The organism is Ramlibacter pallidus (assembly GCF_015070875.1).
Lineage (GTDB): Bacteria > Pseudomonadota > Gammaproteobacteria > Burkholderiales > Burkholderiaceae_C > Ramlibacter > Ramlibacter pallidus.
Window position 1 is genome coordinate 55317 of the sequence record NZ_JADDIV010000004.1, and the last position, 21553, is coordinate 76869.

The window sequence follows — 21553 nt, forward strand, 5'->3', positions numbered from 1 at the left end:
CCACGCGGAGCGCGGCCGGCTGACGCTTCATCACAGATGGGGGCGCGGCGTCCGTCGACCACCATCGCCCGTGCAAAGCAGGGTGACCGGATGTACGCGTCCCCGCTGTAGGGCAGGAGGGCGCGCGCCCGGGTCACCCTTCGCGTCATTGCGTCAGAAGATTGGCGATCAGGCCGGTCGCGACCGCTACGAGCAGGAAGTCCGATCCGACCTGCACCCACTGGTGGCCGTACGGCGGCGCATAGAGGCCGGGGTAGGCATTCCAGTTGCTCACGTGGTAGCCGTGGTTGCGGTACTCGTGCGGCAGGTAGCCGCCGCGGTGGTAGCGCAGGACGTGGCTGCGGTAGGCCGGCTGCGAGTACACGTAGCTGGGCTGCTGGTAGACGTGGCGCGGCTGTTGCACCGCCGCGTCATACCCGCGGTCCCACGCGCGGTCGACGCGCTGCCCCTGGCGGTCGCGGCGGTCGTCACGGCGTTCCGCCCGGAACTCGCGGCGGTCCTCCCGCTGTGCCTGGCGCGCTTCGCGGCGATCCTGCCGCAGCTCGCGCTGTTCGGCACGCTGCTCGCGGTCGCCGCGGCGCCCGCCGTCCTGCGCGATGGCCAGGCTGCTGAACCCGAAGGTGCCGGCCAGCGCGGCACAGAGGATGGCTTGTGCTTTCATGGTTTCTCCAAAGTCGATGGAGCCATCGTGCGCCCCGCGCATGTCGTGGGGGCGAAGGTCCCGCCCCTGCCGTGCAAAGCCGCGTGACCGAATGTGCGCGGCTCAGGCAGCCGGCATGCGCGCGCGTTCGAGGTCGCGCACGAAGGCATCGAACGCCGCGGGCTGCTGCGGGGGTTCCATGCGCAGCAGGGCGGAAGGATGCAGCGTCACCAGCACGCGCAAGCCGTCCGGGCGCTCGAACCATTCGCCCCGCTCGGTCAGGACCGCCACGGGCCGGCCCAGCAGCGACCGCGCGGCGGTGGCCCCCAGCGCCACCAGCGCCCGCGGCTGCACCAGGGCGATCTCCTCGTCGAGCCAGTGGCGGCAGGCCGCGGCTTCCTGCTGCGTGGGCGTCTTGTGGATGCGGCGCTTGCCGCGCAGCTCGAACTTGAAGTGGCGCACCGCGTTCGTGACGTACACGTCCTGCCGCGCGATGCCCAGCTGTGCCAGCGCGCGGTCGAACAGCTGCCCCGCCGGTCCCACGAAAGGCCGCCCGCGCAGGTCTTCCTGGTCGCCGGGCTGCTCGCCGACGAACATCAGCCGCGCGTGCAGCGGTCCTTCGCCGGGCACGGCCTGCGTGGCCAGCGCGCCGATGGGGCATTCCCGGCAGGCCTGTGCCGCCTCGCGCAGCGCCGGCAAGCCGCCCGGCGCCACGATGGGAGCCGGCCGCTGCGGCGCTCGCGGGATGCGCCGCAACGGGACGGTCGCCGGTTGCTCGATCATGGTGGTGCTGCGTTCCTGCGCGAGCGCCGCCAGCGGTGCGATCAGCTGCGCCTCGGGCAGGTTGCGCCAGTACTTGCGCGGCATCTCCTTCTGCATCATCTTCATCTTCAGCCGCGCAGGGTTGAAGATGCTCTGATAGTAGGTGAGCCACAACTGCTCGCCGGCATCGGCGGGCGGCGCATCGCCGCGGCTCGCGCCCGGGCCGAAGTGCAGCTGCCGCCGGTCCCATTCGACGCAGCGCTCCGGCGTCAGGATGGCCCAGCGCATGTTGGCGAAGCGCCGGCGGAACCAGGGCGCGTTGGCCTCCACGATGTGGTGGTCCGGCTCGAACCACGCGACGTGCAGCGGGTCCAGTGCGTTGTCGTTGTCCTGCACCTGCCGGAAGCGCACGAAGGCGTGCATCTTGTGGATGTCGCGCCGCACGGCCTGCGCCATCTGGCGCGCCTGCAGCATGTCGGCGTCCAGCGGATCGTGGCGCAGGCCCGGCTCGTGCACGAGCCGCCAGAGCAGCCGGTACAGCAGCGCGAACCGTTGCGGCTCGCGGTGCAGGACCACCGTGTGGCACAGCTCCAGGAAGGCGGCGGGCACGCTGACGCCGGTCTCCGGCGGCGGGTCGTCGGTCGCGTCTTCCGGCGCATCGGCGAAGAGGTCGTCGTGGCCGGTCCCGACGGACCAGTGCACGTCCTGCGGCGGCACGCGGCGGGCGAGCAGCGCCCGCGCCTCCCGCCGGAAACCTGGCAGGTCCGTTTCGTTCGCCAGCCGCACGTGCATGGTCAGAACAGCGACGCCTGCTGCACCGGCAGGGGGATGGCGCGCGCCACCGCCTCGGCGACGTCGGGCGCACGCGAAGGCCGATGGTCCGCCAGCAGCACAAAGGGCAGCACCTTCTGCACGGGCACGTGCAGCCGTTTCAGGTCCTCCGAGCGCACGCGGCGCACGCGGCGCGCGAGCAGCAGGCGGTCGACCGCCTTCACGCCGAGGCCGGGCACGCGCAGGAGCAGCTCGCGCGGCGCGCGGTTGAGGTCCACCGGAAAGCGTTCGGGGTGCGCCAGCGCCCACGCCAGCTTGGGGTCCACTTCCAGCCGCAGCATGCCGCCGGTGCGCTCCGAGGCGATCTCGTCGGCCGCGAAGCCGTAGAAGCGCATCAGCCAGTCGGCCTGGTACAGGCGGTGCTCGCGCACCAACGGCGGCGCCTGCAGCGGCAGGGAAGAGGATGCGTCCGGGATGGGGCTGAAGGCGGAGTAGTAGACGCGCTTGAGGCGGTAGGCGCCGTACAGCTGCGCGCTCGTGGAAAGGATGGTCGCGTCGTCGGTCGCATCGGCACCCACGATCATCTGCGTGCTCTGGCCGGCCGCGGCGAAGCTCTTCGCCGGTGCGCGGGCGGGGCGCGCCTTCGGCATCGAGACGATCGACACGCGCCGGGCGTCCTGTGCTTCGGCTTTCGCATCGTCGATGTGCACGCGCAGGCGGGCCATGGAGCGCTTGATCGCCGCCACGTCCTTCTCCGGCGCCAGTGAACCAAGCGACTGTTCGGTGGGCAGCTCGATGTTGATCGAGAGGCGATCGGCGTAGCGGCCGGCGCGCTCCAGCAGCTCGGGCGCGGCATCCGGGATGGTCTTCAGGTGGATGTAGCCGCGGAAGTCGTGCTCCTCGCGCAGCCGGCGCGCGACCTCCACCACCTGCTCCATGGTGTAGTCGGGGCTGCGGATGATGCCGCTGGAGAGGAACAGGCCCTCGATGCAGTTGCGCCGGTAGAAGTCCAGCGTGAGCTGCACCACCTCGTCGACCGCGAAGCGGGCGCGCGGCACGTTGCTGCTCACCCGGTTCACGCAGTACAGGCAGTCGTACTGGCAGAAGTTGGTCAGCAGGATCTTCAGCAGCGAGATGCAGCGGCCGTCCGGCGCATAGCTGTGGCAGATGCCCATGCCCTCGTTCGAGCCGAGGCCGCGGCCTTGCGTGGAATCGCGCTTCACGCCGCCGCTGGAAGCGCACGAGGCGTCGTACTTGGCGGCATCGGCGAGGATCGCGAGCTTGTCCTGGAGGTTCACTGGATGATCGTACAGTGTTCCTCGCGGCGCGAACGCCGGCGCGGCAAGCCGGCGGCCCGTCGTGCCAACTATTCCCGCGCCGGGCAACCGTTCAGGCTTGCGCGGGACTGACGCGCAGGCCGATCCAGGTGGCGCCGATCACGACGTTGATCGGCACGGCCAGGGCGCTGGGGACGTAGAAGAAAGCGGAGAGGGCCGGCGCGTGCAGCAGCATCTCGATGCCCATGCCGAGCGAGTACATCGAAACGCCGCACCACACCCAACGCCGCATGTACGTCGGCAGCCAGCGCGCCTGTTCGCGGTTGAATCGCCACGCCGCGGCGCGCTCGATCAGGTTGCCCCGGTTGACGTCCTTGAAGAGCCAGCCGAAGAAGAAGTACCGGTACAGCAGCGTGCGGAAGGGCATGGTGTGCTCACTCTGGCTGGCATGTTCGGTCCTTGTAGCGCCAGGAACCGTCCGTGTCCATGCTGAATGCGTGTAGGAACGTGCATGCCCGCGCTACGTTTGCACACGGATGGTGCGCCTTCAGTCGCGCAGCAGCCGCGCCTTCACCGCCTTGCCCTTGATGCGTCCGCCGTCCAGCCGCTGCGCCGCTTCCCTGGCGATGCCGCGCTCCACCGCCACGTAGGTGGAGAATTCGTTGACGTCGATCTTGCCGACCTGTTCCCGCGTGTAGCCGAGGTCCGCGGTGAGGGCGCCGAGCACGTCGCCGGGCCGGATCTTCTCCTTGCGGCCGCCCTGGATGTGGATGGTGGCCATCGGCGGCTGCAGGCGGCCGTCGCCGGTGGGCTGCAGTGAGGACAGCGGCGACCATTCGCTCGGGCGTCCCTGCAACTGCTCGATCCGCCCCACGGCTCCCATCTCGTCCAGGCTGGCCAGGTTCAGCGCCAGGCCTTCGGCGCCGGCGCGGCCGGTGCGCCCGATCCGGTGCACGTGCACTTCCGCGTCCGGCGGGATGTCGACGTTGATCACGGCCGACAGCCCCTGGATGTCCAGGCCGCGCGCGGCCACGTCGGTCGCGACCAGCACCGAGCAGCTGCGGTTGGCGAAACGCACCAGGACCTGGTCGCGGTCGCGCTGTTCCAGGTCGCCATGCAAGGCCAGCGCGCTGATGCCCTGCGCCTGCAGCAGCTCGGCCAAGGCGGCACAGCGGGCCTTGGTGTTGCAGAAGGCGAGGGTGCTTTCCGGCCGGAAGTGGGCAAGCAGCTTCGCCACCGCGGGCAGCCGCTCCGCTTCGGTCACTTCGTACCATCTCTGCACGATCGTGCTGCCGGCATGCTGCGCCTCGACCTTCACGGTCACCGGCTCGCGCATGAACTGCGCGGCGAGCTTCGCGATGCCTTCGGGGTACGTGGCCGAGAACAGCAGCGTCTGCCGCCCGGCAGGGCAGTTGCGCGCGACGGCCACGATGTCGTCGAAGAAGCCCATGTCCAGCATGCGGTCGGCCTCGTCCAGCACCAGCGTGCGCAACGCGTCCAGCCGCAGGCTCTCGCGGCCGAGGTGGTCGAGCACGCGTCCCGGCGTACCCACCACCACGTGCGCGCCCTTTTCCAGCGAGGCGAGCTGGCCGCGCAGCGGCACCCCGCCGGACAGCGTGACCACCTTGACGTTGTCCTCCGCGCGTGCGAGGCGGCGCGTCTCCTGCGTCACCTGGTCGGCCAGTTCCCGCGTCGGGCACAGCACCAGCGCCTGCGGCGCGAAGCTGCGCACGTCGAGCCGTGACAGGAGCGCCAGCGCGAAGGCGGCGGTCTTGCCGCTGCCGGTCTTGGCCTGCGCGATCACGTCCTTCCCCGCCAGGGCATGCGGCAGGCTGGCGGCCTGGACGGGGGTCATGGTTTCGTAACCCAGGCGCTGGAGGTTCTGCAGTGCGGCGGGCGGGAGGGACAGCGTCGAGAAGCGGGTAGCGGGTGTTTCGGCCATCCCGCATCATTTCACAGCGGTGCATCCGCTGACGCCGTCCTACAGGCGGCCGCCGCGGCAGCGGCGAGCATCGTGCTTCCATTCCACGGGAGCACTGCCATCGCGCGCCGCCGCGTCGAACTGCCCGCGGCCGCGGTGCCGGCCGAACTGCCCGACAGCCTGTCGCCGGAACTGGCGACGCTGGTGGACAAGCCCTTGCCGGGTGACTGGCTCTACGAGATCAAGTTCGACGGCTACCGCATGCTGGCACGCATCGATGCGGCCAACGACGTGCGCATCGTCACCCGCCGCGGCAACGACTGGACGGGCCGCTTCCCCGCGCTGCGCAGGGAGCTCGCCGCGGCGAAGCTGCCACCGGGCTGGTACGACGGCGAGATCGTGGTCCTCGACCAGGCCGGCAAGCCCACCTTCCATCGCTTGCAGAACGCCATCGAGGGCGGCGACAACGACGACATCGTGTTCTACCTCTTCGATGTTCCCTTTTGCGCGGGACACGACCTGCGCCGCGTGGCGGTCGAGGAACGCCGCGCGGTCCTGCAATCGGTGCTGAAGGAGACGGCCCGCCTGCGCTTCAGCCAGGAAGTGGACGGCGATGCGGCCGCGATCCTTTCGTCCGCGTGCCGGCTCGGCCTCGAAGGCGTGATCGGCAAGCGGCGCGGGTCGCCCTACGTGCAGCGGCGCTCGGACGACTGGATCAAGCTCAAGTGCGTGCAGCGGCAGGAGTTCGTGATCGGCGGCTTCACCTGGCCGGACGACGCGCGGCCGTCGGGCATCGGGGCCCTGCTGGTCGGGCAGCGCGATGCCGACGGCGTGCTGCAGTACGCGGGCAAGGTGGGCACCGGCTTCACCGGCGAGATGTCCGCCGCCCTGCGGCAGCGCCTCGACGCCATCGCACGGAAGAAGCGCCCGTTCGCCGGGCCCACCGGGCATGACCGCCATGCGACCTGGGTGGCGCCGGACCTGGTCTGCGAGGTCACCTACAACGAATGGCCGGAAGGCGGCAGCCTGCGCCATGCCTCGTTCAAGGGCTTGCGCGAGGACAAGCCGGCGGCGGCGGTGGTCCGCGAGCGTCCGGCGGCGCCCGCCGTCCTGCAGGTGACGCATGGCAGCCGCATCGTCGATCCGACCACCGGCCTCACCAAGCTGGATGTGGTCCGCTACTACGCGAGCGTCGCCGCGTGGGTGCTGCCGCACCTGCGCGGCCGCCCCGCGTACATCAAGCGGGCGCCCCTCGGCATCGCGGAGCCCATGGTGTTCCAGCAGCACCCGGAAGGCCTCAAGGGCCTGCACGGCACCGACCCCGCGTTGTGGCCCGGGCACGATCCGGCGATCGCCTTCGCGCGGGCGGAGGACCTCGTCGCCGCCGCGCAGCTGGGCATGATCGAGCTGCACACCTGGAACTCGACGGACCGCGCGATCGACCGGCCGGACCGCCTGGTGTTCGACCTCGATCCCGGCGAAGGCGTGGCCTGGCCGCAGATGCAGGAAGCGGCGCTGCTGATGCGCACGCTGCTGCAGGAGCTGGGCCTGCAAAGCTGGCTGAAGACGACGGGTGGCAAGGGCCTGCACCTGTTCGTGCCGGTGGCGCCGGAGTTCGGCTACGAAGCGGCCAAGGACTTCTCCGAGGCGGTGGTGCAGCACATGGCGCGCACCATCCCGCAACGCTTCGTGGCGAAGTCCGGGCCGCGCAACCGCGTCGGGCGCATCTTCATCGACTACCTCCGCAACGGCTGGGTGCAGTCCACCGCGGAGGCGTATTCGGCCCGCGCACGCCCCGGCCTCGGCGTGTCCATGCCCGTGCGCTGGGACGACCTGCCGGCGCTGACCGGTGGAGCCCACTGGACGCTCGTGGACGCCCCTGCCCACCTTGCCTCGCGCAAGGCGGACCCGTGGGAGGCTTACTGGCGCACCCCGCAATCCCTCGCCGGCGCGATGCGCGCGCTCGGCTTCCGTCCCCCCTACCCAGGAGAACCCATGGCAGCGAAGAAGAGCAGCAGCAAGTCCGGCAAGCCCGGCCTGTACGCCAGCATCCACGCGAAGCAGGAACGCATCGCCCACGGCAGTGCCGAGAAGATGCGCAAGCCGGGCGAGAAGGGCGCCCCCACCGCCAAGGCCTTCAAGCAGGCGGCGAAGACGGCGAAGAAGAAGGACTGAGGCCGGCGATCAGACGGTCGCGTCGACGGCCGGCTCGCCCGGCTGCAGTTCGTCCAGCTCGATCTCGACCTGCGTCGCGCCGTCGAGGTTCAGCGACGGGTCGTCGCGCGCATCGGCCACGGCGGTGAACTGGCCGTCGAGCCACAGGAAGCGCAGGTGGCCGCCCAGGTCGCGCAGGGCTTGCTCCTCGGTGGAGAAGCCTTCGCCCACCTGCTTGTTGCCGTCGAGGAAGTAGCGCAAGCCGCCCGCGTCGGCGCGTTCCAGGCTCCCCAGGTCGATGACCTTCTGGTCGCGGTTGCGTGCGTAGATGCGGCCGCCCGCGGCGTAGAGGGTGTAGGGCTGCCGTGCGCGCTGCGCATCGTTCTGTTCTGCCATGTCGGTGCTCCTTGCGAGCCTCCAATCTCCCGCGGTGGTGCCGCCCGGGGTGTAGGACGCGGCCGCCGCAGCGGCTCAGAGCTGCAGGCCGAGCACCAGCAGGCCGGCCACCACCAGCAGCAAGCCGGCCTGCTCCATGAAGGAGAGCTTCTCGCGCAGGAAGCGGCGCGACACGAGGTAGCTGAACACGACCTCCACCATCCCGAGCGTGCGCACGTTGGCGGCGGTGGTCAGCGCGAAGGCGGTGAACCAGCCGATCGAAGCCAGCGCGCCCGCGGCGCCGGCGATGGCGGACACGCGCCAGGCCGTCACCGTCGCCGCCAGCGCCGCCCGCGAGCGCCACGCGAGCCAGCCGCCGAGCAGCAAGGTCTGGATCGTCTGCGCCAGCAGCACGCCCCAGGCGCCCGCGAGCCACGGCGAGCTGTCGGGAAGCTGGAGCGCGGCACCGCGGTAGCCCACCGCGGACAGCGCGAAGCCCGCGCCCGAACCGAGTCCGTACCAGGCCGCGCCGCTGGTCCAGGCGCGGCCGTCGAGCCGCGCGCCCTTGGCCGGCAGCGACAGCATCACCACGCCCGTGGTCGCCAGCGCGATCGCCGCCAGCGTGACCGCGCCCGGCATCTCTCGCAGGAAGAGGGATCCGAACAGCGCGACCTGCAGCGCATCGGTCTTGGAGTAAGCCACCCCGACCACGAAGTTGCGCTGCTTCATCGCCGCGAGGAGGAACGCCGTGGCCGCGAGCTGGCCGAGGGCGCCGAGCAGCAGCCAGCCGAAGTAGCCGGCAGAGAACGCCGGCAGCGGTGCGGCGGTGGCCGGCAGCACGTGCAGCAGGAGCACCCAGGCGGCGGCGAAGGGGATGCCGTAGAGGAAGCGGGAGAGGGTGGCGCCGAGGGTGCCCGCCTGTGCGACCAGCGAGCGCTGCGCCGCGTTGCGTGCCGTCTGGGCCAGGGCCGCCCACAGGACGATGGGGACCCAGATCCAGGCGGCCGCGGCGGTCAATGCGTGCAGGTGGCGCCGGCGGCGCGCGTGAAGAACTGGCCCTTGGCGAGCGCCAGAACGCCGGTCGCGCCGATGATGCGCAGCTCATCGCCCTGGGCCAGCAGTTCCATGGTGTGGTCGCGCTGCGGGTCCGTGCGCACCACAGCGCCGTCGACGCGGCCGGTAATCTCGCGCACCTTGCCGCGCCGCACCAGCCGGCCTTCGAGGCGCTGGTACTGCTGCGCGATCTCCAGGGTGAAGTCCCGCAGCAGGCCGGCACCGCACCAGAGGCCGTCGACCGTGACCGGTGAACGCAATGCAACCTGTTCGGCGCGTTGTGAAGCAGGGACGGACGGCGAGGCGGCGGCCAGCGAGGCGGCGGACAGCGCCAGCCCGGCCGTCGCCAGGGAGCGGGACAGGTACAGCATGGCGTGACCATAGCATCGGGCGATTTGCCCGGCACGCCAGGGGGGACAAGCCCGTTGCGCCGAGGTGACTCAGCGGGGCGGCTGCACCGGGCGCGCCCGCGCCACGCCCGCCCGCGCCGGCCGGCCGAAGTACAGGCGGTCGGACCAGGTGGCGAGCCACTGCGGCTTGTAGGCCACCAGCAAGCTGACGATGGCGCAGGTCCACGCCGCCTCGCCCATCGCGAGCAGGCCGATGGCGATGCGTTGCAGGTCGCCCGTCGGCCCGGCGAACGACTGTGCCAGCGTCGCCGCGGCCAGCCCGCAGCCACCGAGTGCCACCATCGGGACGAAGAAGGCGCGGCCCAGCATGTAGGCGACCGGGTTGGGCCCGAAGGCGACGCGCACCAGGTGCCCGAGGCCGAGGACGAGGGTGGCCGGGACCAGGCCCGACCAGACGACCAGCGACAGCGCGTCGGCGAAGCTGGCGCCGGTACTCACCACGGTGCTGAAGCCCGCGAACGTGACGACGGCGACGGCGAGCGGCCAGCCCACCAGCAACACCGCCAGCGGCGCGCCCGACCAGTGCAGGGGCAGCGGCAGTGTGGCGAGGCCGGGCCAGGCCCACAACCACGCGAGCACGACCGCCAGCGCCAGCATCGGCGTGGCCAGCGGCACCTTGCCCTGCACCGGCCGCAGCAGCCGCCACGGCCGCACCAGCAGCGTCGCCGCCCAGGCGAGTGCCAGGAGCATCAGTTCCAGGCCGAAGGCAGCGTCCATGTCAGGCGGGCTGCACGCGGATCTTGCCTTCGCGCACGTAGCGGTCGTACTCGTCGCGCGTGATGGCGGCCGAGCCGGCGTTGCCTTCGCCGTCGGTCCAGCCGAGGGTGACGCTGTCGTCGGCCACGTCGATGTCCACCATCCCGTCGGGAATGGGCATCAGCACGCCGTCGCCCGCGCGAAAACACACCTCTCCCCGGATCGTTGCATGCTGCGTCATCGTGGCCTCCTGTTCACGTAGGGGGCAGTGTCCGGGGACGCGGCCCAGCAGCCCTGTCAGCGGACAGCCCGTGTGCTTGCCGGACAGCCGTTGCGGCGAGAATGGCAAGGATGAGGAGACCCTTGCGCGATGCGGGCGCGGTGCTGGCGATCGTGCTGCTGACCGGCGCGCTGCTGGTGTCCGCGCTGCTGTACCAGCGCGAGATGGCGCTGCGCAACGGGATGCAGCAGGCGAACTCGCTGTCGCGGGTGATCGCCGAACAGACCGCGCGCACCTTCCAGTCGGCCGACCAGCGCCTCCAGCTGGCCGCGCTGCGCCTGCGCGCGCTGGAGGACAGCGGCGGCGCGCATCCGGACGCGGTCCGCGCCCTGCTGGCGGCCGAGCAGAAGGCGCTCCCGCTGCTGACGGCGCTGTGGCTGACCGACGGCGAAGGCCGCGTCGTGGAAGACTCCCGCGGCGCCGGCAGCCGCGGCGGCATGCGCGCCGACCGCTCCTACTTCCACGTGCACCGCGAGCGGCCGGAGACGGACTTCCACATCGGGCCCGCGATCCTGAGCCGCATCACGAACCGCTGGATGGTGACCGTGTCGCGGGCGATCCGCGGGCCGGACGGCAGCCTGCGGGGCGTGGTGGTCGGCGCGGTGGAGCCCCCTTACTTCGAGCAGCAGTGGCAGGGCGTGGACATGGGCCGGTCCGGGGTCATCGCGCTGCACCATCGCAACGGCCAGGTCGTGGCGCGCTCGCCTTCGGAGCCCCGGATGGTCGGGGCCGACATGTCCGGCACGCGCCTGTTCCGCGACGAGCTGCCGCGCGCCGGCGAGGGCGTCTTCGTGCGCCCTTCGGTGATCGACGGGGTCTTGCGCGTCACCGCCTATCGCGAGCTGCCGGCCTACCCGGAGCTGGTGGTCGTGGTCGGCTCCGGCTACGACGAACTCCTGGCGCCGTGGCGCCGCTTCGCCACGCTGACGGGCGCGGTGTGGGCCGCCGCGGTGCTGGTGGCCATCGCGCTCGCCTGGCAGCTGCGCCGCCACTCGCGCATCCGCGAACAGTCGGAGCAGCGCTTCCGCCAGCTCGCGCAGGCGGTGCCGCAGATCGTCTTCATCGCCGACGACCGCGGCGCCGTCCGGTTCGTCAGCCAGCGCTGGACGGAAGTGACGGGGCGCACGCAGGAGGAAGCCATGGGCACGCGCTGGCAGCAGGCCGTACACCCGAGGGACCGCGAGCGCATGGTCGAACAGCTGGCGGACGGCATGGCCCGCGGCGGCGACCTGCAGGTCGAGCACCGGCTGCGCTACCGCGACGGCAGCTACCGCTGGCAGCTGTTGCGGGCGGTGCCGGTGCGGGAAGGCGATCCCGCCGCCGTCGCCTGGTTCGGCACCGCCACCGACATCGACGCCCTGAAGAAGGCGCAGGAACGCCTGCATGCGCAGGCCGAACAGTTGCGCATGGCGGGGCGCCTCACCCGCATGGGCAGCTGGCGCGTCGACATGTCCACGCAGCGGGTCATGTTGTCCGAGGAAGTGGCGGCGGTGCTCGACCTGCCGCCGGACGCGCAACCCGCGCTGGAGGAGCTGGTCGCCATGCTCACGCCGGAGGGCGTGGGCGTCAGCCTGCCGGCCATCCGCCGCTGCATGGAGGACGGCGAGTCCTTCGACCTCGAGGTGGAGATGGTCACGCCGGCGCGGCGTCACGTCTGGATTCGCACCGTCGGCGAAGCGATCCGCGACGAGAACGGCACGATCACCGGGATCCAGGGCGCCCAGCAGGACATCACGCTGCGCGTGCTGATGATGGAGGAGATCCGCCGGCTCAACGCCAGCCTGGAGGAGCGCATCGCCCAGCGCACCGGCGAGTTGACCCGGCAGGAGGCGCTGTTCCGCACGCTGGCCGAACAGGCACCGCTGCCCTTCTGGACGGTCGACCCGCGCGGCAACGTCACCTTCCTGAGCCGCGCCTGGTACGAGCTGGCGGGCGGCGCCCCGCCGGACTGGCTGGGCGAGGAGTGGATGCGACTGATCCACCCCGACGACGTCACGGCGGTGCAGCACAACTGGCTGCGCAGCGTGGTGAGCGGCGATCCGTACACGGGCACGCGGCGCATCCGGGCGCGCGATGGCCGCTACCACACCATGACCTACCGCGCCGTGCCCGTGCGCGACGACGAAGGCAAGGTGCTGTTCTGGGTCGGCGTGGACACCGACATCACGGACCTGATGGCGAACGAGGCGGCGCTGCGGCTGGCCAACAAGCAGCTGGAGTCCTTCTCCTATTCGGTCTCGCACGACCTGCAGTCGCCGCTGCAGCGCGTGGGCTCCTTCGCGCGGCTGCTGCGGCAGGAGCTCGGCGACGCGCCGCAGGAGCGCGCGCTCCACTACCTCGCGCGCATCCAGGCCAATGCCGAGACGATGACGCAGTTGATCGAGGGCTTGCTGGCGCTGGCGCACGTCTCGGAGGTCGACGTGATCTCGGCGGTCGTCAACCTGAGCGACATGGCCACGGAGATCCTGCAGCGCCTGCAGTCGGAGCAGCCGCAGCGCCGCGTGCAGTGGCGCGTCGAGCCGGGCCTGGCCGTCATGGGCGACGTGCGGCTGATGCGGTCGGTGCTCGAGAACCTGCTGGGCAACGCCTGGAAGTTCACCTCCGGCCGCGACGATGCGGAGATCGTGGTCGGCGGTTCGCACGCGCGCGGCGAGTACTGGGTGCTGGACAACGGCGTGGGCTTCGACATGGCCTACGCCGACCGCCTGTTCGGCACCTTCCAGCGGCTGCATGGCGCGGACGAGTTCCCCGGCACCGGCATCGGGCTGGCGACGGTGGCGCGTGCCATCACGCGGCAGGGTGGAAGGGTGTGGGCGCGCTCGGGCCCCGGGCAGGGCGCGACCTTCTCGTTCACGCTGCCGCCGGCGGCGGCCCCGCGCTCAGAGTGAGGGTGGCCGCGTGTGCGCCCACTCGGCACCGGCAGGGGGTGCCTTCTGGGGCGCGGCCGAAGGTGCGGGGACGGCGGCGCGCTGGTCGCCGAACACCAGCCGCGCGATGCGGCCGGCGCGGCCGACCAGGAAGCGCACCAGCGAGCGCACCAGGATCGCGCCGTTGAACGGGATGTAGGTAAGCAGCCCGTGGCCGCTCTCGTAGCCCGGGTTGTTCGTGACGTAGAAGCGCGTGTCGGGCCGCCGGCTGGTGTGCCAGCGCGTGCGCTCCTCCGCCGATTCCAGCGTGACCCAGTCCACGCGCCGCAGCAGCGGGTTGGCGGGGTCGATGCGCTCCAGCTCGAACGCCTGCGCGAGTTCTTCCATCCGCTGCATCACGTTGGCCGGGATCTCGCGCGAGGCATGTGGGTAGATCACCGGCGCGTAGTGCGAGAGGAAGGTGTAGCTGCTGGGATGGGTCAGCGCCGCGAAGATGCAGAAGCGCCGCCACGGCTCGCTCGCCCACAGGCGCAGCAGCCGCAGCACGGCGTAGACCATCGTCAGGTCGCGCCCGCGCGCGGCGCGCAGCGTGCCCGCTTCCATTCGGATCACGGTGGAGGCGCGCCCGGCGACGCGCATGTGGAAGGCGTGCATCGACGTGTAGCCCACCAGGCTGCCGGCCCCGTTGTGCTTGACGTAGATCCAGGTACGGAACGCAGGCCGCTCGATCACGTAGTCGCGGAACGCTTCGAACGCGAGGCCGCTGAAGATCTGGCAATGGACCGCGAACAGCTCGCGCGCGAGCGTTTCCCGCGCCGCGGGGGGCATGTCGTGGACGGCGTGGCAGGTGATGCGGGAGAGCGAGGCCATGTTTAGGGTTTTTTCCTAGTATGGCAGAGGATTACGATTTGCAACAGATGCCGTTGGTCCAGTCTTGATGGAGCGGGTGACCCGGGCCATGTACAGAGGCGAACCGACGGCGGCGACGGTGCGTAACAAAATTCACGGGCAAGCGTGTTGCGGCTGAAAGTTCGCCCGATCCGCGCTACCAAACGTGAACCAAAGCTGTCATTTCGGTGGGCTTGTCGAAGTCGGGCCTCGTGGTTCGTCATGCCTGCAAGGGCACGGACAGGCCGTTGCCCGCACACGGAGACTGCCATGCCCGACCTCGACAGCTACCTCTTCTTCAACGGCAACTGCGCCGAAGCCATGCGCTTCTACGAACGGACGTTCGGCGGACAGCTGGAGCCCCTCCTGAAGTATGGCGACCGTCCCGAGGAGCCCGGATGCGCGGGCGGTGCTCCGGCGCCCGACCTCGTGATGCACGCCTGCCTGAAGCTCGGCGGGCGCATGCTCATGGCATCCGACATGCCGCCCGGGCAAGGGCAGGCGACACCCGGCGCCTTCGCGCTGGCGCTGAACTACCCCACGGCGCAGGAGGCCCGGCGCATCTTCGACGCCCTGTCGCAGGGCGGCAGCGTCACCATGCCCATGGGCAAGACCTTCTGGGCCGAAGCCTTCGGCATGCTGACCGACCGCTTCGGCGTCCCTTGGATGGTCGGCGGCGGCGCACAGGCGGCATGATCCGGCGGACGAGCGGTGCCGCTGTTGGGACGGCGCATCGCGGATACCTCTTGTAGCGGCCTGCCCGGCCGTGGCGCGCCTAGCATGGCGGCCATGAAGCGAGCACGGACCTGGACGGCGATGCTGGGAGCGGCCACCCTGTGGGCGGCGGCCGGGGCATCGCACGCGCAAGTCGACCGGGCCTACAAGTGCTGGTCGCGCAGCGGCGTCACGTACAGCCAGGTCGCCTGTCCCGGCGGCCGCCAGGTCGGTTCGACGGTCCGCACCCGGACCGACAAGTCCCAGCCCGTCCCGCAGGACCGCGCCCGGATCGCCAGGCGCGCGGTGCTCAGCGATGAGCAGCGCGAGGAGTGCCGGGCGCTCGACACGCACATGGCGGAGCAGGAATCCGAGCTCAAGGCCAAGGGCGATACGGCCACGCTGGAAGACGAGATGCCCCTGGTGCGCAACAAGAAGCGCTACCGCGAACTGCGCTGCTAGGCGAGGAAGCGCGGCGCCGCCGCGTCGGGAAAGCCGGTCACCGGCGCCGCGGACCACACGTCCCGCAGCACTTGCGCAACGGCCTCGACGAGCTTGCGCACATCCTCCCGCCCCGCGTCGTGCATCGCCTCGGCCACGATCAACACTTCCGCCGTGCCGTCGCGCACCGCCGACAGGCCGCTTTGCCGGTGGGTCCAGCGGCGCGCGTGCGCATTGCCTGCCGCATCCACGAAGCTCACCTCGCCGGCGTCGGGATGTTCCACTTCGCCGGCAAAGCTCAGGTAGCGCTCCGTCCCGTCCGCAGGGCGCACCTGCAACGGCCCCGCGATCCTTGCCGCGTCCAGCACGGCGATGGGGATGGCGAAGGCCATGGAGATCGCGTTGCACACGTCGATCAGTGGATGGATGCGCGGCATGGCGCCTTCCGTCCGCAGCCGGCGCAGCAGCGACTCGGAGGCGCAGCGGTACTGCGTGGGCTTGAGGCCCATGCGCGAGAAGGTGCGGCGCCAGGCCTGGATCTCGGGCAGCGCCGATTCGCTGCCGGCGGCCTGCAGGCGCGCCATTGCGAGCGCTTCGTAGCGGGCGATCGGCGCGGACGCATCCGCGTCACGCCGGATGCCGCGCGCGGACAGGGCGCCGGCCGCGAGTTCGGGATACTGCTGCCAGAGCGCGGGGTGGTGGCTGAAGTCCATGCCGCAGTGTCACCGGCCCCGCCGCTGCCGTCTTGAACGCTATTGCAGCGGGCGCGCGGCGCGCTGCCAGGCCCCGGGCGTGAAGCCGAACTGGCGCACGAACGCGCGCGTCATGTGGCTCTGGTCGGCGAACCCGGTCGCGGTGGCGGCTTCGGCCAGCGGCGTGCCTTGACGGATGAGGCCGCGCGCGCGCTCGGTGCGTTGCTGCTGCAGCCAGCCATGCGGCGTGCAGCCATGCACGGCGGCGAACCGCCGCAGCAACTGGAAGCGGCTGGTGCCGGCTTCGTCCGCGAGTTCGGCGAGGGTGGGCGCCGAGAGCAGGTCGTCGGCGAGCCTTTGCCGCACGGCCGCGAGGGCCGGGGCGGCGTTCTCCAGCGCGATGTTGCGCGTGCTGTGCCTGGCAAGGAGGAGGCCGCTGGCGTGCACCAGCGCTTCTTCGCAGGCCAGCGCTTCGGCGCCTTCGTCCCGCCATGCGCGCAGGGCGGCCAGCAGCCGGCGGATCGCGTGCATCAACGCCGGGTCGGCGAGCACGGGCCGCGTGATCGCGATGTCGCCCCTGCCGCCGGGGTCCATGCCCGCGAGCACCGGGGGCTCGACGTATACGGTGCACCAGCTCCGGCTGGGCGCGCCCAGCGGACGGCCATCGTGGATTTCGCCCGGGTTGGTGGTCACCACGTCCCCGGCATGCGCGTCGACGGTGCCGCGGCCGCTGCAGGAACGGTGCGCACCGGCATCGACGAAGCCGAAACCATGGGTGCCGTGCGAATGGCGGCCGTAGTGGCGCTCGCTGCGCACCACCGCGGCGAAGACGCCGGGCCACGGCGAGGCCAGCACCTCGCACCGGTGGAACGGCGCCGCGGCCATCGCCTACTTGTTCTTCAGCTTGCCCTTCGGCATCACCGTGGTCATCGGCGGGGTCGGCCGGTCGGAGGTGCTTTCCTTGGGCGGCGAGGTGTCCTTCTTGGGCTTCTTGGCCAACTTGTTGCTGCGCTGTTCACCCTTGGGCATGGGAGCTCCTCCTTGATGCGCGAACTGTAGCAGCCGGCCAAGCCCCCGGAGCCGGCGTGCCGTGCGGCGGATGCTAAGCTGCCGCTTTTCCCCTTTGCGGAGCCCGCACCCATGCCCGGATTGCTGCCCAACGTCGACCCCGAAGGCCTGCTCGAATTCTCGGTGGTGTACACCGACCGCGCGCTGAACCACATGTCGCGCAGCTTCCAGGGCGTGATGAAGGACATCTCCTCGATCCTGAAGGAGGTCTACAACGCGCGCTCCGCGATCCTGGTGCCCGGCAGCGGCACCTTCGGCATGGAGTCCGTGGCGCGCCAGTTCGCCAACGGCAAGGACGTGATGGTGCTGCGCAACGGCTGGTTCAGCTTCCGCTGGACGCAGATCTTCGACATGGGGAACATCCCCGCGTCGTCCACGGTGCTGAAGGCGCGCAAGCAGGGCAGCGGCCCGACGTCGCCGTATGCGCCGGCTCCGATCGCCGAAGTGACCGCCGCGATCCGCGAGAAGAAGCCGGCGGTGGTGTTCGCGCCCCACGTCGAAACCGCCAGCGGCATGATCCTGCCGGACGACTACATGCGCCAGGTCGCCGACGCGGTGCACGAGGCCGGCGGGCTGTTCGTGCTGGACTGCATCGCCTCGGGCGCGATGTGGGTCGACATGCAGGCCTGCGGCATCGACGTGCTGATCTCCGCGCCGCAGAAGGGCTGGAGCAGCTCGCCGTGCTGCGCGATGGTGATGCTCTCCGAGCGCGCCCGCGCCGCGATCGACGCGACCACCAGCAGCAGCTTCGCCATGGACCTGAAGAAGTGGCTGCAGGTCATGGAGACCTACGAGGGCGGCGCCCACGTGTACCACGCCACCATGCCGACCGACGCGCTCACCCGCCTGCGGCAGACCATGGTGGAGACGAAGGCGTACGGCTTCGCCAACGTGAAGGCGGAGCAGGAAGACCTGGGCCGCAAGGTGCGGGCCCTGTTCGAAAGCCGCGGCTTCCCCAGCGTGGCGGCGGACGGCTTCAAGGCGCCGGGCGTGGTGGTGAGCTACACGACCGACCCCGACATCCAGAGCGGAAAGAAATTCCTCAACGAAGGCCTGCAGACCGCGGCCGGCGTGCCGCTGCAATGCGACGAGGGCCCGGAGTTCAAGACCTTCCGCATCGGCCTCTTCGGCCTGGACAAGTGGCACAACGTCGACCGCACGGTGAAGTCGCTGGCCGACGCGCTGGACCGCATCGGCGTGCCGGCGCAGAAGAAGGCGGCCTGACCGTCCTTCCCGCGCAGGCGGGAACCCAGGGCATCCGGAAAGAGCGGCCACGGCCGCTCTTCCTCATTCCACGACGCGCCCCTTCGCCACCGCCGTCCTCCCCACGACGACGTGGAAGTCTCCGCCGGCCCGCAAGTGGGGCAGCGCGGTGGCGGGGTGAAGCAACTCCAGGCCGATGACCTGCTTGCCCGGCGCGGCCAGCATCTCCACGAGCGGGCGTTCGAGCCGCGCGGTGAAGGCGTGCTGTCCCTTCACGACCATGAAACGTGCGTCGCCGGCGGTGAGCGGCGACGCCACGTGCGCCGGGATGCCCTCCGTCTCGATCTCCGCCCGCAACTGCGGCGTGAATGCGCTGCCCGGCGCGAATGCATTTGCGGGCCGCGCGTCCGGCTTGCGTGGCATCTTGCGGACCAGGTACGCCACGAGGTTCCCCACTGCCGGCAGCCAGAGCACGAGGAGCAGCGTGCCGACGTCACGCAGCGTGGAGGGGTTGGGCGCGAAGTGGCGCACGACGAGCCCGGCGATCGCGAGCGCGAGCAGGGCGGCCATGACGAGCCGGCGGCCCGCGGAGGTGACGGTGAAAGCCATCGGGCATTGTGCGCCGCGCGCGAATCCCGAAGAAAAAGCGGCCCGAAGGCCGCCGCTGCGTGCGTGGCGCGGCTTACTGCATCTGGATCTGCTTCTTCAGGCCCGAGATCTCGTCGTGCGCGCGCTTCACGGCCTGCTGCGTCTGCGGATCGACGCTGTTGCCCGCATTGCGGCAGGCCTGCATGGCGCGGTCGCCTTCCTGTTCCATCTGCATGACGGCGTTGCGCAGGCTCTCCTGGCCCTGCTGCTGGCCGCTGTCGGCCTGCTGCTGCGCCTGGCGCGCCTGCTGGTGCAGCGAGTCGACGGACTGGCGCAGTTCGGCGGGCGCGTTGCCCTGTTCGACGGCGCGCTTGGCTTCGTCGACGCATTCCTCGATGCGGTGGATGCTCTGCTTGAGTTGATCGGCTTGCATGGTGTGGCTCCTGTCGATGAGGCGGCGGGGTGCCGCCCACAGACACCATTGCAGCGCGCCTGTTCTACGACAAGTAGCGGCGCAGGGGGCTGCCGCATGTCGGCGCGTTTCGACTCAGCGGCAACGCGGCGCCCGTGGCGCGGAGATCCCCTGTCGCCCACACGATTTCGTGGCGGCTGCGCCGGGTGCACCATCGCACGTGCACAAGGAAAGGCCGACCATGCCAACGACCCCGACCACCCCGCGCATCCCCCCGCTGCAGCCGCCGTACGACGCGGAACTGCAGGCGCTCCTGGCGAAGATGACACCGCCCGGCGCGCCCGAAGTGCTGGCCTTGTTCCGCGTGCTTGCGCACCATCCGGCGCTGGCGGAGCGCATGACCGGCTGGGGCGGATTTCTCCTGGGCCGCAAGGCGCTGCTGTCACTGCGCGACCGGGAGGTCGTGATCGATCGCGTCTGCGCGCGCTGCGGCGCGGAGTACGAGTGGGGCGTGCACGTCGCGGCATTCGCGGAGGCGGCCGGCTTCAGCGCGGAGCAGAGCCGCGCGATCGCCGATCCGGCCGCGGACCTGGCCGTGCTCACGGAACGCGACCGCTTGCTGGTGCGCATGGTGGACGAGCTGCACGAGGGCTCGGACGTGTCCGATGCCCTGTGGTCGGACCTTGCGGCGCACTGGACGCATCCGCAGCTGGTGGAACTGCTGATGCTGGCGGGCTGGTACCGCGCGATCAGCTACGTCTGCCGCGCCGCGCGCGTGCCGCTGGAGACCTGGGGCGCGCGGCTGCCGCGCTGATCAGAAGCTCAGGCTGGCTGCGCCGGCCTTCAGCTTCTCGTGCACCACGCTTGCACCGGCGATCGTCACGCCTTCGATGAAGTCCTCCTGCGTGTAGCCGCGCGACTTGACGCAAGGCGGGCAGGCCACGACGCTGCCGCCGCGGCGCATGAAGTCTTCCATCAAGGCCTTCAACGGGTCGAGGGGCGCCACCTGGGTGAGGTCCACGCTGCGCTTGCGCACCAGGTCGACGGCGCTGCTGGTGAGGAAGGCCGTCACCCTGAGGCCGGAAGTGATGCCGCCGCAGGCGATGGTGGAGGCGACGGACGACAGTTCATGGTCGGCGCCGCGGGTCATGAGGACGACGAGTTCGCGGGAATCGGTGGTCACTGGAATGCTCCTGGGGGGTGTGGGGTCCGGGAGCCCGCATGTTCCGCGTCGCGGGTGGCCGGCGTCCTGCCCCGGCGTCCTGGGTTCTTGACCGATCGTCCGCGGGCGTGGACAGTCCGGCGGATGGATGCCTTGTCCGACGTGCTGCGCACGATCCGCCTGGAGGGGGCCCTGTTCCTGAACGGTGATTTCCGCGAGCCCTGGTGCGTGGCGGCGCCGCCCGCGGTTTCGATGGCACCGCTGCTGCGGCCCGGCGCCCGCCACCTGGCCATCCTGCACATGGTGATGGAGGGCCGCTGCTGGATCCAGATGCCCGATGGCGAACCGGTGTCCCTGGAGGCGGGGGACGTGGCCGTGCTCCCGGCCGGCGACGCCCACCTGGTGGGCAGCGGAATGCAGCATGCGCCCGTCAGCCTGCAGCACGTGGTGCCCGTCAAGCTGCCGGAAGTGGCGCAAGTCCGCTACGGAGGCGACGGGGAGCCCTGCGCGCTGGTGTGCGGCTGGTTCGCCTACGAACGCGACGTGCCCAACCTGCTCCTGGCCGCGCTGCCACGCCTGTTCCGGGTGGCGGTCGGCGGCCGGGACGCCGGGCCGTGGCTGGAGCAGTCCATCCGGTACGCGACCCGGCAGGCGGCGGCGCGCGAACCCGGCTCCACCGCAGTGGCGGCCAGGGTGGCGGAGTCGCTCTTCGTCGAGTCCCTGCGTGCGTACGTGGAGACCCTGACGGCGCAAGAATGCGGGTGGCTCGCCGGGCTTCGGGACCCGCAGGTCGGCCGCTGCCTCGCGCTGATGCACGCCGAACCGGCGCGCGACTGGACACTGGAGACGCTCGCGCAGGCCGCGCACACTTCGCGCAGCGTGCTCGCCGAACGCTTCAGCGGTTTGCTCGGCACGCCGCCCATGCACTACCTGCGGCGCTTGCGGCTCGGGGTCGCCGCCCGCATGCTGGCGCACGAACGCGCGACACTGTTGCAGGTGTCCCAGGCGGTCGGCTACGACTCCGAAGCCTCCTTCAGCCGCGCATTCAAGCTCGAGTACGGCGTCCCGCCCGGCTCATGGCGCAGCGGGGCAAGGGGCCCTGCGGACGCAGCCGCCAACCCTCCGCGGCCCGGGGTTTCTGGCAACCCATAGGTTGCATTTCTGCACGCGTCGATCCAG

24 protein-coding genes are annotated in these 21553 nt (G+C 71.0%); 7 read left to right on the plus strand and 17 right to left on the minus strand.

What is annotated here, in order from left to right; translation table 11 throughout:
• Positions 1-145 precede the first annotated feature (145 nt).
• The 5 genes from IM787_RS13395 to dbpA all read right to left on the minus strand — a co-directional run bounded on the left by IM787_RS13395 (position 146) and on the right by dbpA (position 5392).
• Positions 146-661 carry an RcnB family protein gene (locus IM787_RS13395; protein WP_193677190.1) on the minus strand — a complete coding sequence of 172 codons (516 nt, stop codon included), beginning with the start codon at positions 659-661 and terminating at the stop codon, positions 146-148.
• Positions 662-763: 102 nt separating this feature from the next.
• Positions 764-2194 carry a UdgX family uracil-DNA binding protein gene (locus IM787_RS13400; protein WP_193677191.1) on the minus strand — a complete coding sequence of 477 codons (1431 nt, stop codon included), beginning with the start codon at positions 2192-2194 and terminating at the stop codon, positions 764-766.
• A 2-nt stretch (positions 2195-2196) separates the two neighbouring features.
• On the minus strand, positions 2197-3471 hold the full coding sequence (locus IM787_RS13405; protein ID WP_193677192.1) for a putative DNA modification/repair radical SAM protein: 1275 nt from the start codon (positions 3469-3471) through the stop codon (positions 2197-2199).
• A gap of 91 nt (positions 3472-3562) precedes the next feature.
• Positions 3563-3877, minus strand: coding sequence for a hypothetical protein (locus IM787_RS13410; RefSeq protein ID WP_193677193.1), 315 nt, complete (start codon positions 3875-3877; stop codon positions 3563-3565).
• A 120-nt stretch (positions 3878-3997) separates the two neighbouring features.
• The gene (gene dbpA / locus IM787_RS13415) at positions 3998-5392 is read right to left on the minus strand and encodes an ATP-dependent RNA helicase DbpA (RefSeq protein WP_193677194.1); all 1395 of its coding nucleotides are present in this window, start codon (positions 5390-5392) and stop codon (positions 3998-4000) included.
• A 72-nt stretch (positions 5393-5464) separates the two neighbouring features.
• Between dbpA and ligD the strand changes: the two genes are divergently transcribed.
• The gene (gene ligD, locus IM787_RS13420; protein ID WP_193677195.1) at positions 5465-7546 is read left to right on the plus strand and encodes a DNA ligase D; all 2082 of its coding nucleotides are present in this window, start codon (positions 5465-5467) and stop codon (positions 7544-7546) included.
• A gap of 9 nt (positions 7547-7555) precedes the next feature.
• Here ligD and IM787_RS13425 read toward each other — a convergent pair whose 3' ends face one another.
• The 5 genes from IM787_RS13425 to IM787_RS13445 form a co-directional block, all read right to left on the minus strand.
• A complete protein-coding gene (locus tag IM787_RS13425) occupies positions 7556-7921 on the minus strand; it encodes a hypothetical protein (RefSeq protein ID WP_193677196.1) in 366 nt (121 codons plus the stop codon).
• A 75-nt stretch (positions 7922-7996) separates the two neighbouring features.
• Positions 7997-8917, minus strand: coding sequence for an EamA family transporter (locus IM787_RS13430; protein WP_227494373.1), 921 nt, complete (start codon positions 8915-8917; stop codon positions 7997-7999).
• A complete protein-coding gene (locus tag IM787_RS13435) occupies positions 8914-9324 on the minus strand; it encodes a hypothetical protein (protein WP_193677197.1) in 411 nt (136 codons plus the stop codon). The genes IM787_RS13430 and IM787_RS13435 overlap by 4 nt, the downstream gene beginning before the upstream one ends.
• 69 nt (positions 9325-9393) lie before the next feature.
• Entirely contained in the window at positions 9394-10080 is a 687-nt protein-coding gene (locus tag IM787_RS13440; RefSeq protein ID WP_193677198.1) for an aromatic acid exporter family protein, read from the minus strand.
• A gap of 1 nt (position 10081) precedes the next feature.
• Positions 10082-10300 carry a hypothetical protein gene (locus IM787_RS13445; RefSeq protein WP_193677199.1) on the minus strand — a complete coding sequence of 73 codons (219 nt, stop codon included), beginning with the start codon at positions 10298-10300 and terminating at the stop codon, positions 10082-10084.
• A 110-nt stretch (positions 10301-10410) separates the two neighbouring features.
• Between IM787_RS13445 and IM787_RS13450 the strand changes: the two genes are divergently transcribed.
• Positions 10411-13227: a PAS domain-containing protein gene (locus IM787_RS13450; RefSeq protein WP_193677200.1), complete on the plus strand. Its 2817-nt coding sequence runs from the start codon at positions 10411-10413 to the stop codon at positions 13225-13227.
• Here IM787_RS13450 and IM787_RS13455 read toward each other — a convergent pair.
• Positions 13219-14076, minus strand: coding sequence for a hypothetical protein (locus IM787_RS13455; RefSeq protein ID WP_193677201.1), 858 nt, complete (start codon positions 14074-14076; stop codon positions 13219-13221). The two genes, IM787_RS13450 and IM787_RS13455, sit on opposite strands and share 9 nt — an antisense overlap.
• A gap of 288 nt (positions 14077-14364) precedes the next feature.
• Between IM787_RS13455 and IM787_RS13460 the strand changes: the two genes are divergently transcribed.
• Together IM787_RS13460 and IM787_RS13465 are read left to right on the plus strand one after the other, a co-directional pair.
• Entirely contained in the window at positions 14365-14790 is a 426-nt protein-coding gene (locus IM787_RS13460; protein WP_193677202.1) for a VOC family protein, read from the plus strand.
• A 93-nt stretch (positions 14791-14883) separates the two neighbouring features.
• Positions 14884-15270: a hypothetical protein gene (locus IM787_RS13465; RefSeq protein ID WP_193677203.1), complete on the plus strand. Its 387-nt coding sequence runs from the start codon at positions 14884-14886 to the stop codon at positions 15268-15270.
• Here the strand turns inward: IM787_RS13465 and IM787_RS13470 are convergent.
• Genes IM787_RS13470 through IM787_RS13480 form a run of 3 tightly spaced genes read right to left on the minus strand, consistent with a single transcriptional unit; the run spans position 15267 to position 16970 of the window.
• The gene (locus tag IM787_RS13470) at positions 15267-15962 is read right to left on the minus strand and encodes a B3/B4 domain-containing protein (protein WP_193677204.1); all 696 of its coding nucleotides are present in this window, start codon (positions 15960-15962) and stop codon (positions 15267-15269) included. The genes IM787_RS13465 and IM787_RS13470 overlap by 4 nt on opposite strands.
• A 39-nt stretch (positions 15963-16001) precedes the next feature.
• Complete coding sequence (locus tag IM787_RS13475) at positions 16002-16826, minus strand: helix-turn-helix domain-containing protein (RefSeq protein ID WP_193677205.1); 825 nt, start codon at positions 16824-16826, stop codon at positions 16002-16004.
• A 3-nt stretch (positions 16827-16829) separates the two neighbouring features.
• A complete protein-coding gene (locus IM787_RS13480; RefSeq protein WP_193677206.1) occupies positions 16830-16970 on the minus strand; it encodes a hypothetical protein in 141 nt (46 codons plus the stop codon).
• 111 nt (positions 16971-17081) lie between these two features.
• Between IM787_RS13480 and IM787_RS13485 the strand changes: the two genes are divergently transcribed.
• On the plus strand, positions 17082-18233 hold the full coding sequence (locus IM787_RS13485) for an aminotransferase class V-fold PLP-dependent enzyme (protein WP_193677207.1): 1152 nt from the start codon (positions 17082-17084) through the stop codon (positions 18231-18233).
• Positions 18234-18296: 63 nt separating this feature from the next.
• Here the strand turns inward: IM787_RS13485 and IM787_RS13490 are convergent, their stop codons facing one another.
• Both IM787_RS13490 and IM787_RS13495 read right to left on the minus strand, forming a co-directional pair.
• Entirely contained in the window at positions 18297-18821 is a 525-nt protein-coding gene (locus IM787_RS13490) for a hypothetical protein (RefSeq protein WP_193677208.1), read from the minus strand.
• Positions 18822-18894: 73 nt separating this feature from the next.
• Complete coding sequence (locus IM787_RS13495; protein WP_193677209.1) at positions 18895-19233, minus strand: hypothetical protein; 339 nt, start codon at positions 19231-19233, stop codon at positions 18895-18897.
• 220 nt (positions 19234-19453) lie between these two features.
• Between IM787_RS13495 and IM787_RS13500 the strand changes: the two genes are divergently transcribed.
• The gene (locus tag IM787_RS13500) at positions 19454-20026 is read left to right on the plus strand and encodes a carboxymuconolactone decarboxylase family protein (RefSeq protein WP_193677210.1); all 573 of its coding nucleotides are present in this window, start codon (positions 19454-19456) and stop codon (positions 20024-20026) included.
• Here IM787_RS13500 and IM787_RS13505 read toward each other — a convergent pair whose 3' ends face one another.
• Positions 20027-20395: a DsrE family protein gene (locus IM787_RS13505; protein WP_354004410.1), complete on the minus strand. Its 369-nt coding sequence runs from the start codon at positions 20393-20395 to the stop codon at positions 20027-20029.
• Between the two features lie 123 nt (positions 20396-20518).
• On the opposite strand from IM787_RS13505, the gene IM787_RS13510 reads away from it, so the two are divergent.
• Positions 20519-21526 carry an AraC family transcriptional regulator gene (locus IM787_RS13510; RefSeq protein WP_193677211.1) on the plus strand — a complete coding sequence of 336 codons (1008 nt, stop codon included), beginning with the start codon at positions 20519-20521 and terminating at the stop codon, positions 21524-21526.
• The last annotated feature ends 27 nt before the right edge of the window (positions 21527-21553 follow it).

Bases quoted from the DNA above. Each gene is read 5' to 3' on its own strand.
- IM787_RS13395 (WP_193677190.1), bottom strand. From the start codon at position 661: ATGAAAGCACAAGCCATCCTCTGTGCCGCGCTGGCCGGCACCTTCGGG.
- IM787_RS13400 (WP_193677191.1), bottom strand. From the start codon at position 2,194: ATGCACGTGCGGCTGGCGAACGAAACGGACCTGCCAGGTTTCCGGCGG.
- IM787_RS13410 (WP_193677193.1), bottom strand. From the start codon at position 3,877: ATGCCCTTCCGCACGCTGCTGTACCGGTACTTCTTCTTCGGCTGGCTC.
- dbpA (WP_193677194.1), bottom strand. From the start codon at position 5,392: ATGGCCGAAACACCCGCTACCCGCTTCTCGACGCTGTCCCTCCCGCCC.
- IM787_RS13425 (WP_193677196.1), bottom strand. From the start codon at position 7,921: ATGGCAGAACAGAACGATGCGCAGCGCGCACGGCAGCCCTACACCCTC.
- IM787_RS13435 (WP_193677197.1), bottom strand. From the start codon at position 9,324: ATGCTGTACCTGTCCCGCTCCCTGGCGACGGCCGGGCTGGCGCTGTCC.
- IM787_RS13440 (WP_193677198.1), bottom strand. From the start codon at position 10,080: ATGGACGCTGCCTTCGGCCTGGAACTGATGCTCCTGGCACTCGCCTGG.
- IM787_RS13445 (WP_193677199.1), bottom strand. From the start codon at position 10,300: ATGACGCAGCATGCAACGATCCGGGGAGAGGTGTGTTTTCGCGCGGGC.
- IM787_RS13450 (WP_193677200.1), top strand. From the start codon at position 10,411: ATGAGGAGACCCTTGCGCGATGCGGGCGCGGTGCTGGCGATCGTGCTG.
- IM787_RS13455 (WP_193677201.1), bottom strand. From the start codon at position 14,076: ATGGCCTCGCTCTCCCGCATCACCTGCCACGCCGTCCACGACATGCCC.
- IM787_RS13460 (WP_193677202.1), top strand. From the start codon at position 14,365: ATGCCCGACCTCGACAGCTACCTCTTCTTCAACGGCAACTGCGCCGAA.
- IM787_RS13465 (WP_193677203.1), top strand. From the start codon at position 14,884: ATGAAGCGAGCACGGACCTGGACGGCGATGCTGGGAGCGGCCACCCTG.
- IM787_RS13470 (WP_193677204.1), bottom strand. From the start codon at position 15,962: ATGGACTTCAGCCACCACCCCGCGCTCTGGCAGCAGTATCCCGAACTC.
- IM787_RS13475 (WP_193677205.1), bottom strand. From the start codon at position 16,826: ATGGCCGCGGCGCCGTTCCACCGGTGCGAGGTGCTGGCCTCGCCGTGG.
- IM787_RS13480 (WP_193677206.1), bottom strand. From the start codon at position 16,970: ATGCCCAAGGGTGAACAGCGCAGCAACAAGTTGGCCAAGAAGCCCAAG.
- IM787_RS13485 (WP_193677207.1), top strand. From the start codon at position 17,082: ATGCCCGGATTGCTGCCCAACGTCGACCCCGAAGGCCTGCTCGAATTC.
- IM787_RS13490 (WP_193677208.1), bottom strand. From the start codon at position 18,821: ATGGCTTTCACCGTCACCTCCGCGGGCCGCCGGCTCGTCATGGCCGCC.
- IM787_RS13495 (WP_193677209.1), bottom strand. From the start codon at position 19,233: ATGCAAGCCGATCAACTCAAGCAGAGCATCCACCGCATCGAGGAATGC.
- IM787_RS13500 (WP_193677210.1), top strand. From the start codon at position 19,454: ATGCCAACGACCCCGACCACCCCGCGCATCCCCCCGCTGCAGCCGCCG.
- IM787_RS13510 (WP_193677211.1), top strand. From the start codon at position 20,519: ATGGATGCCTTGTCCGACGTGCTGCGCACGATCCGCCTGGAGGGGGCC.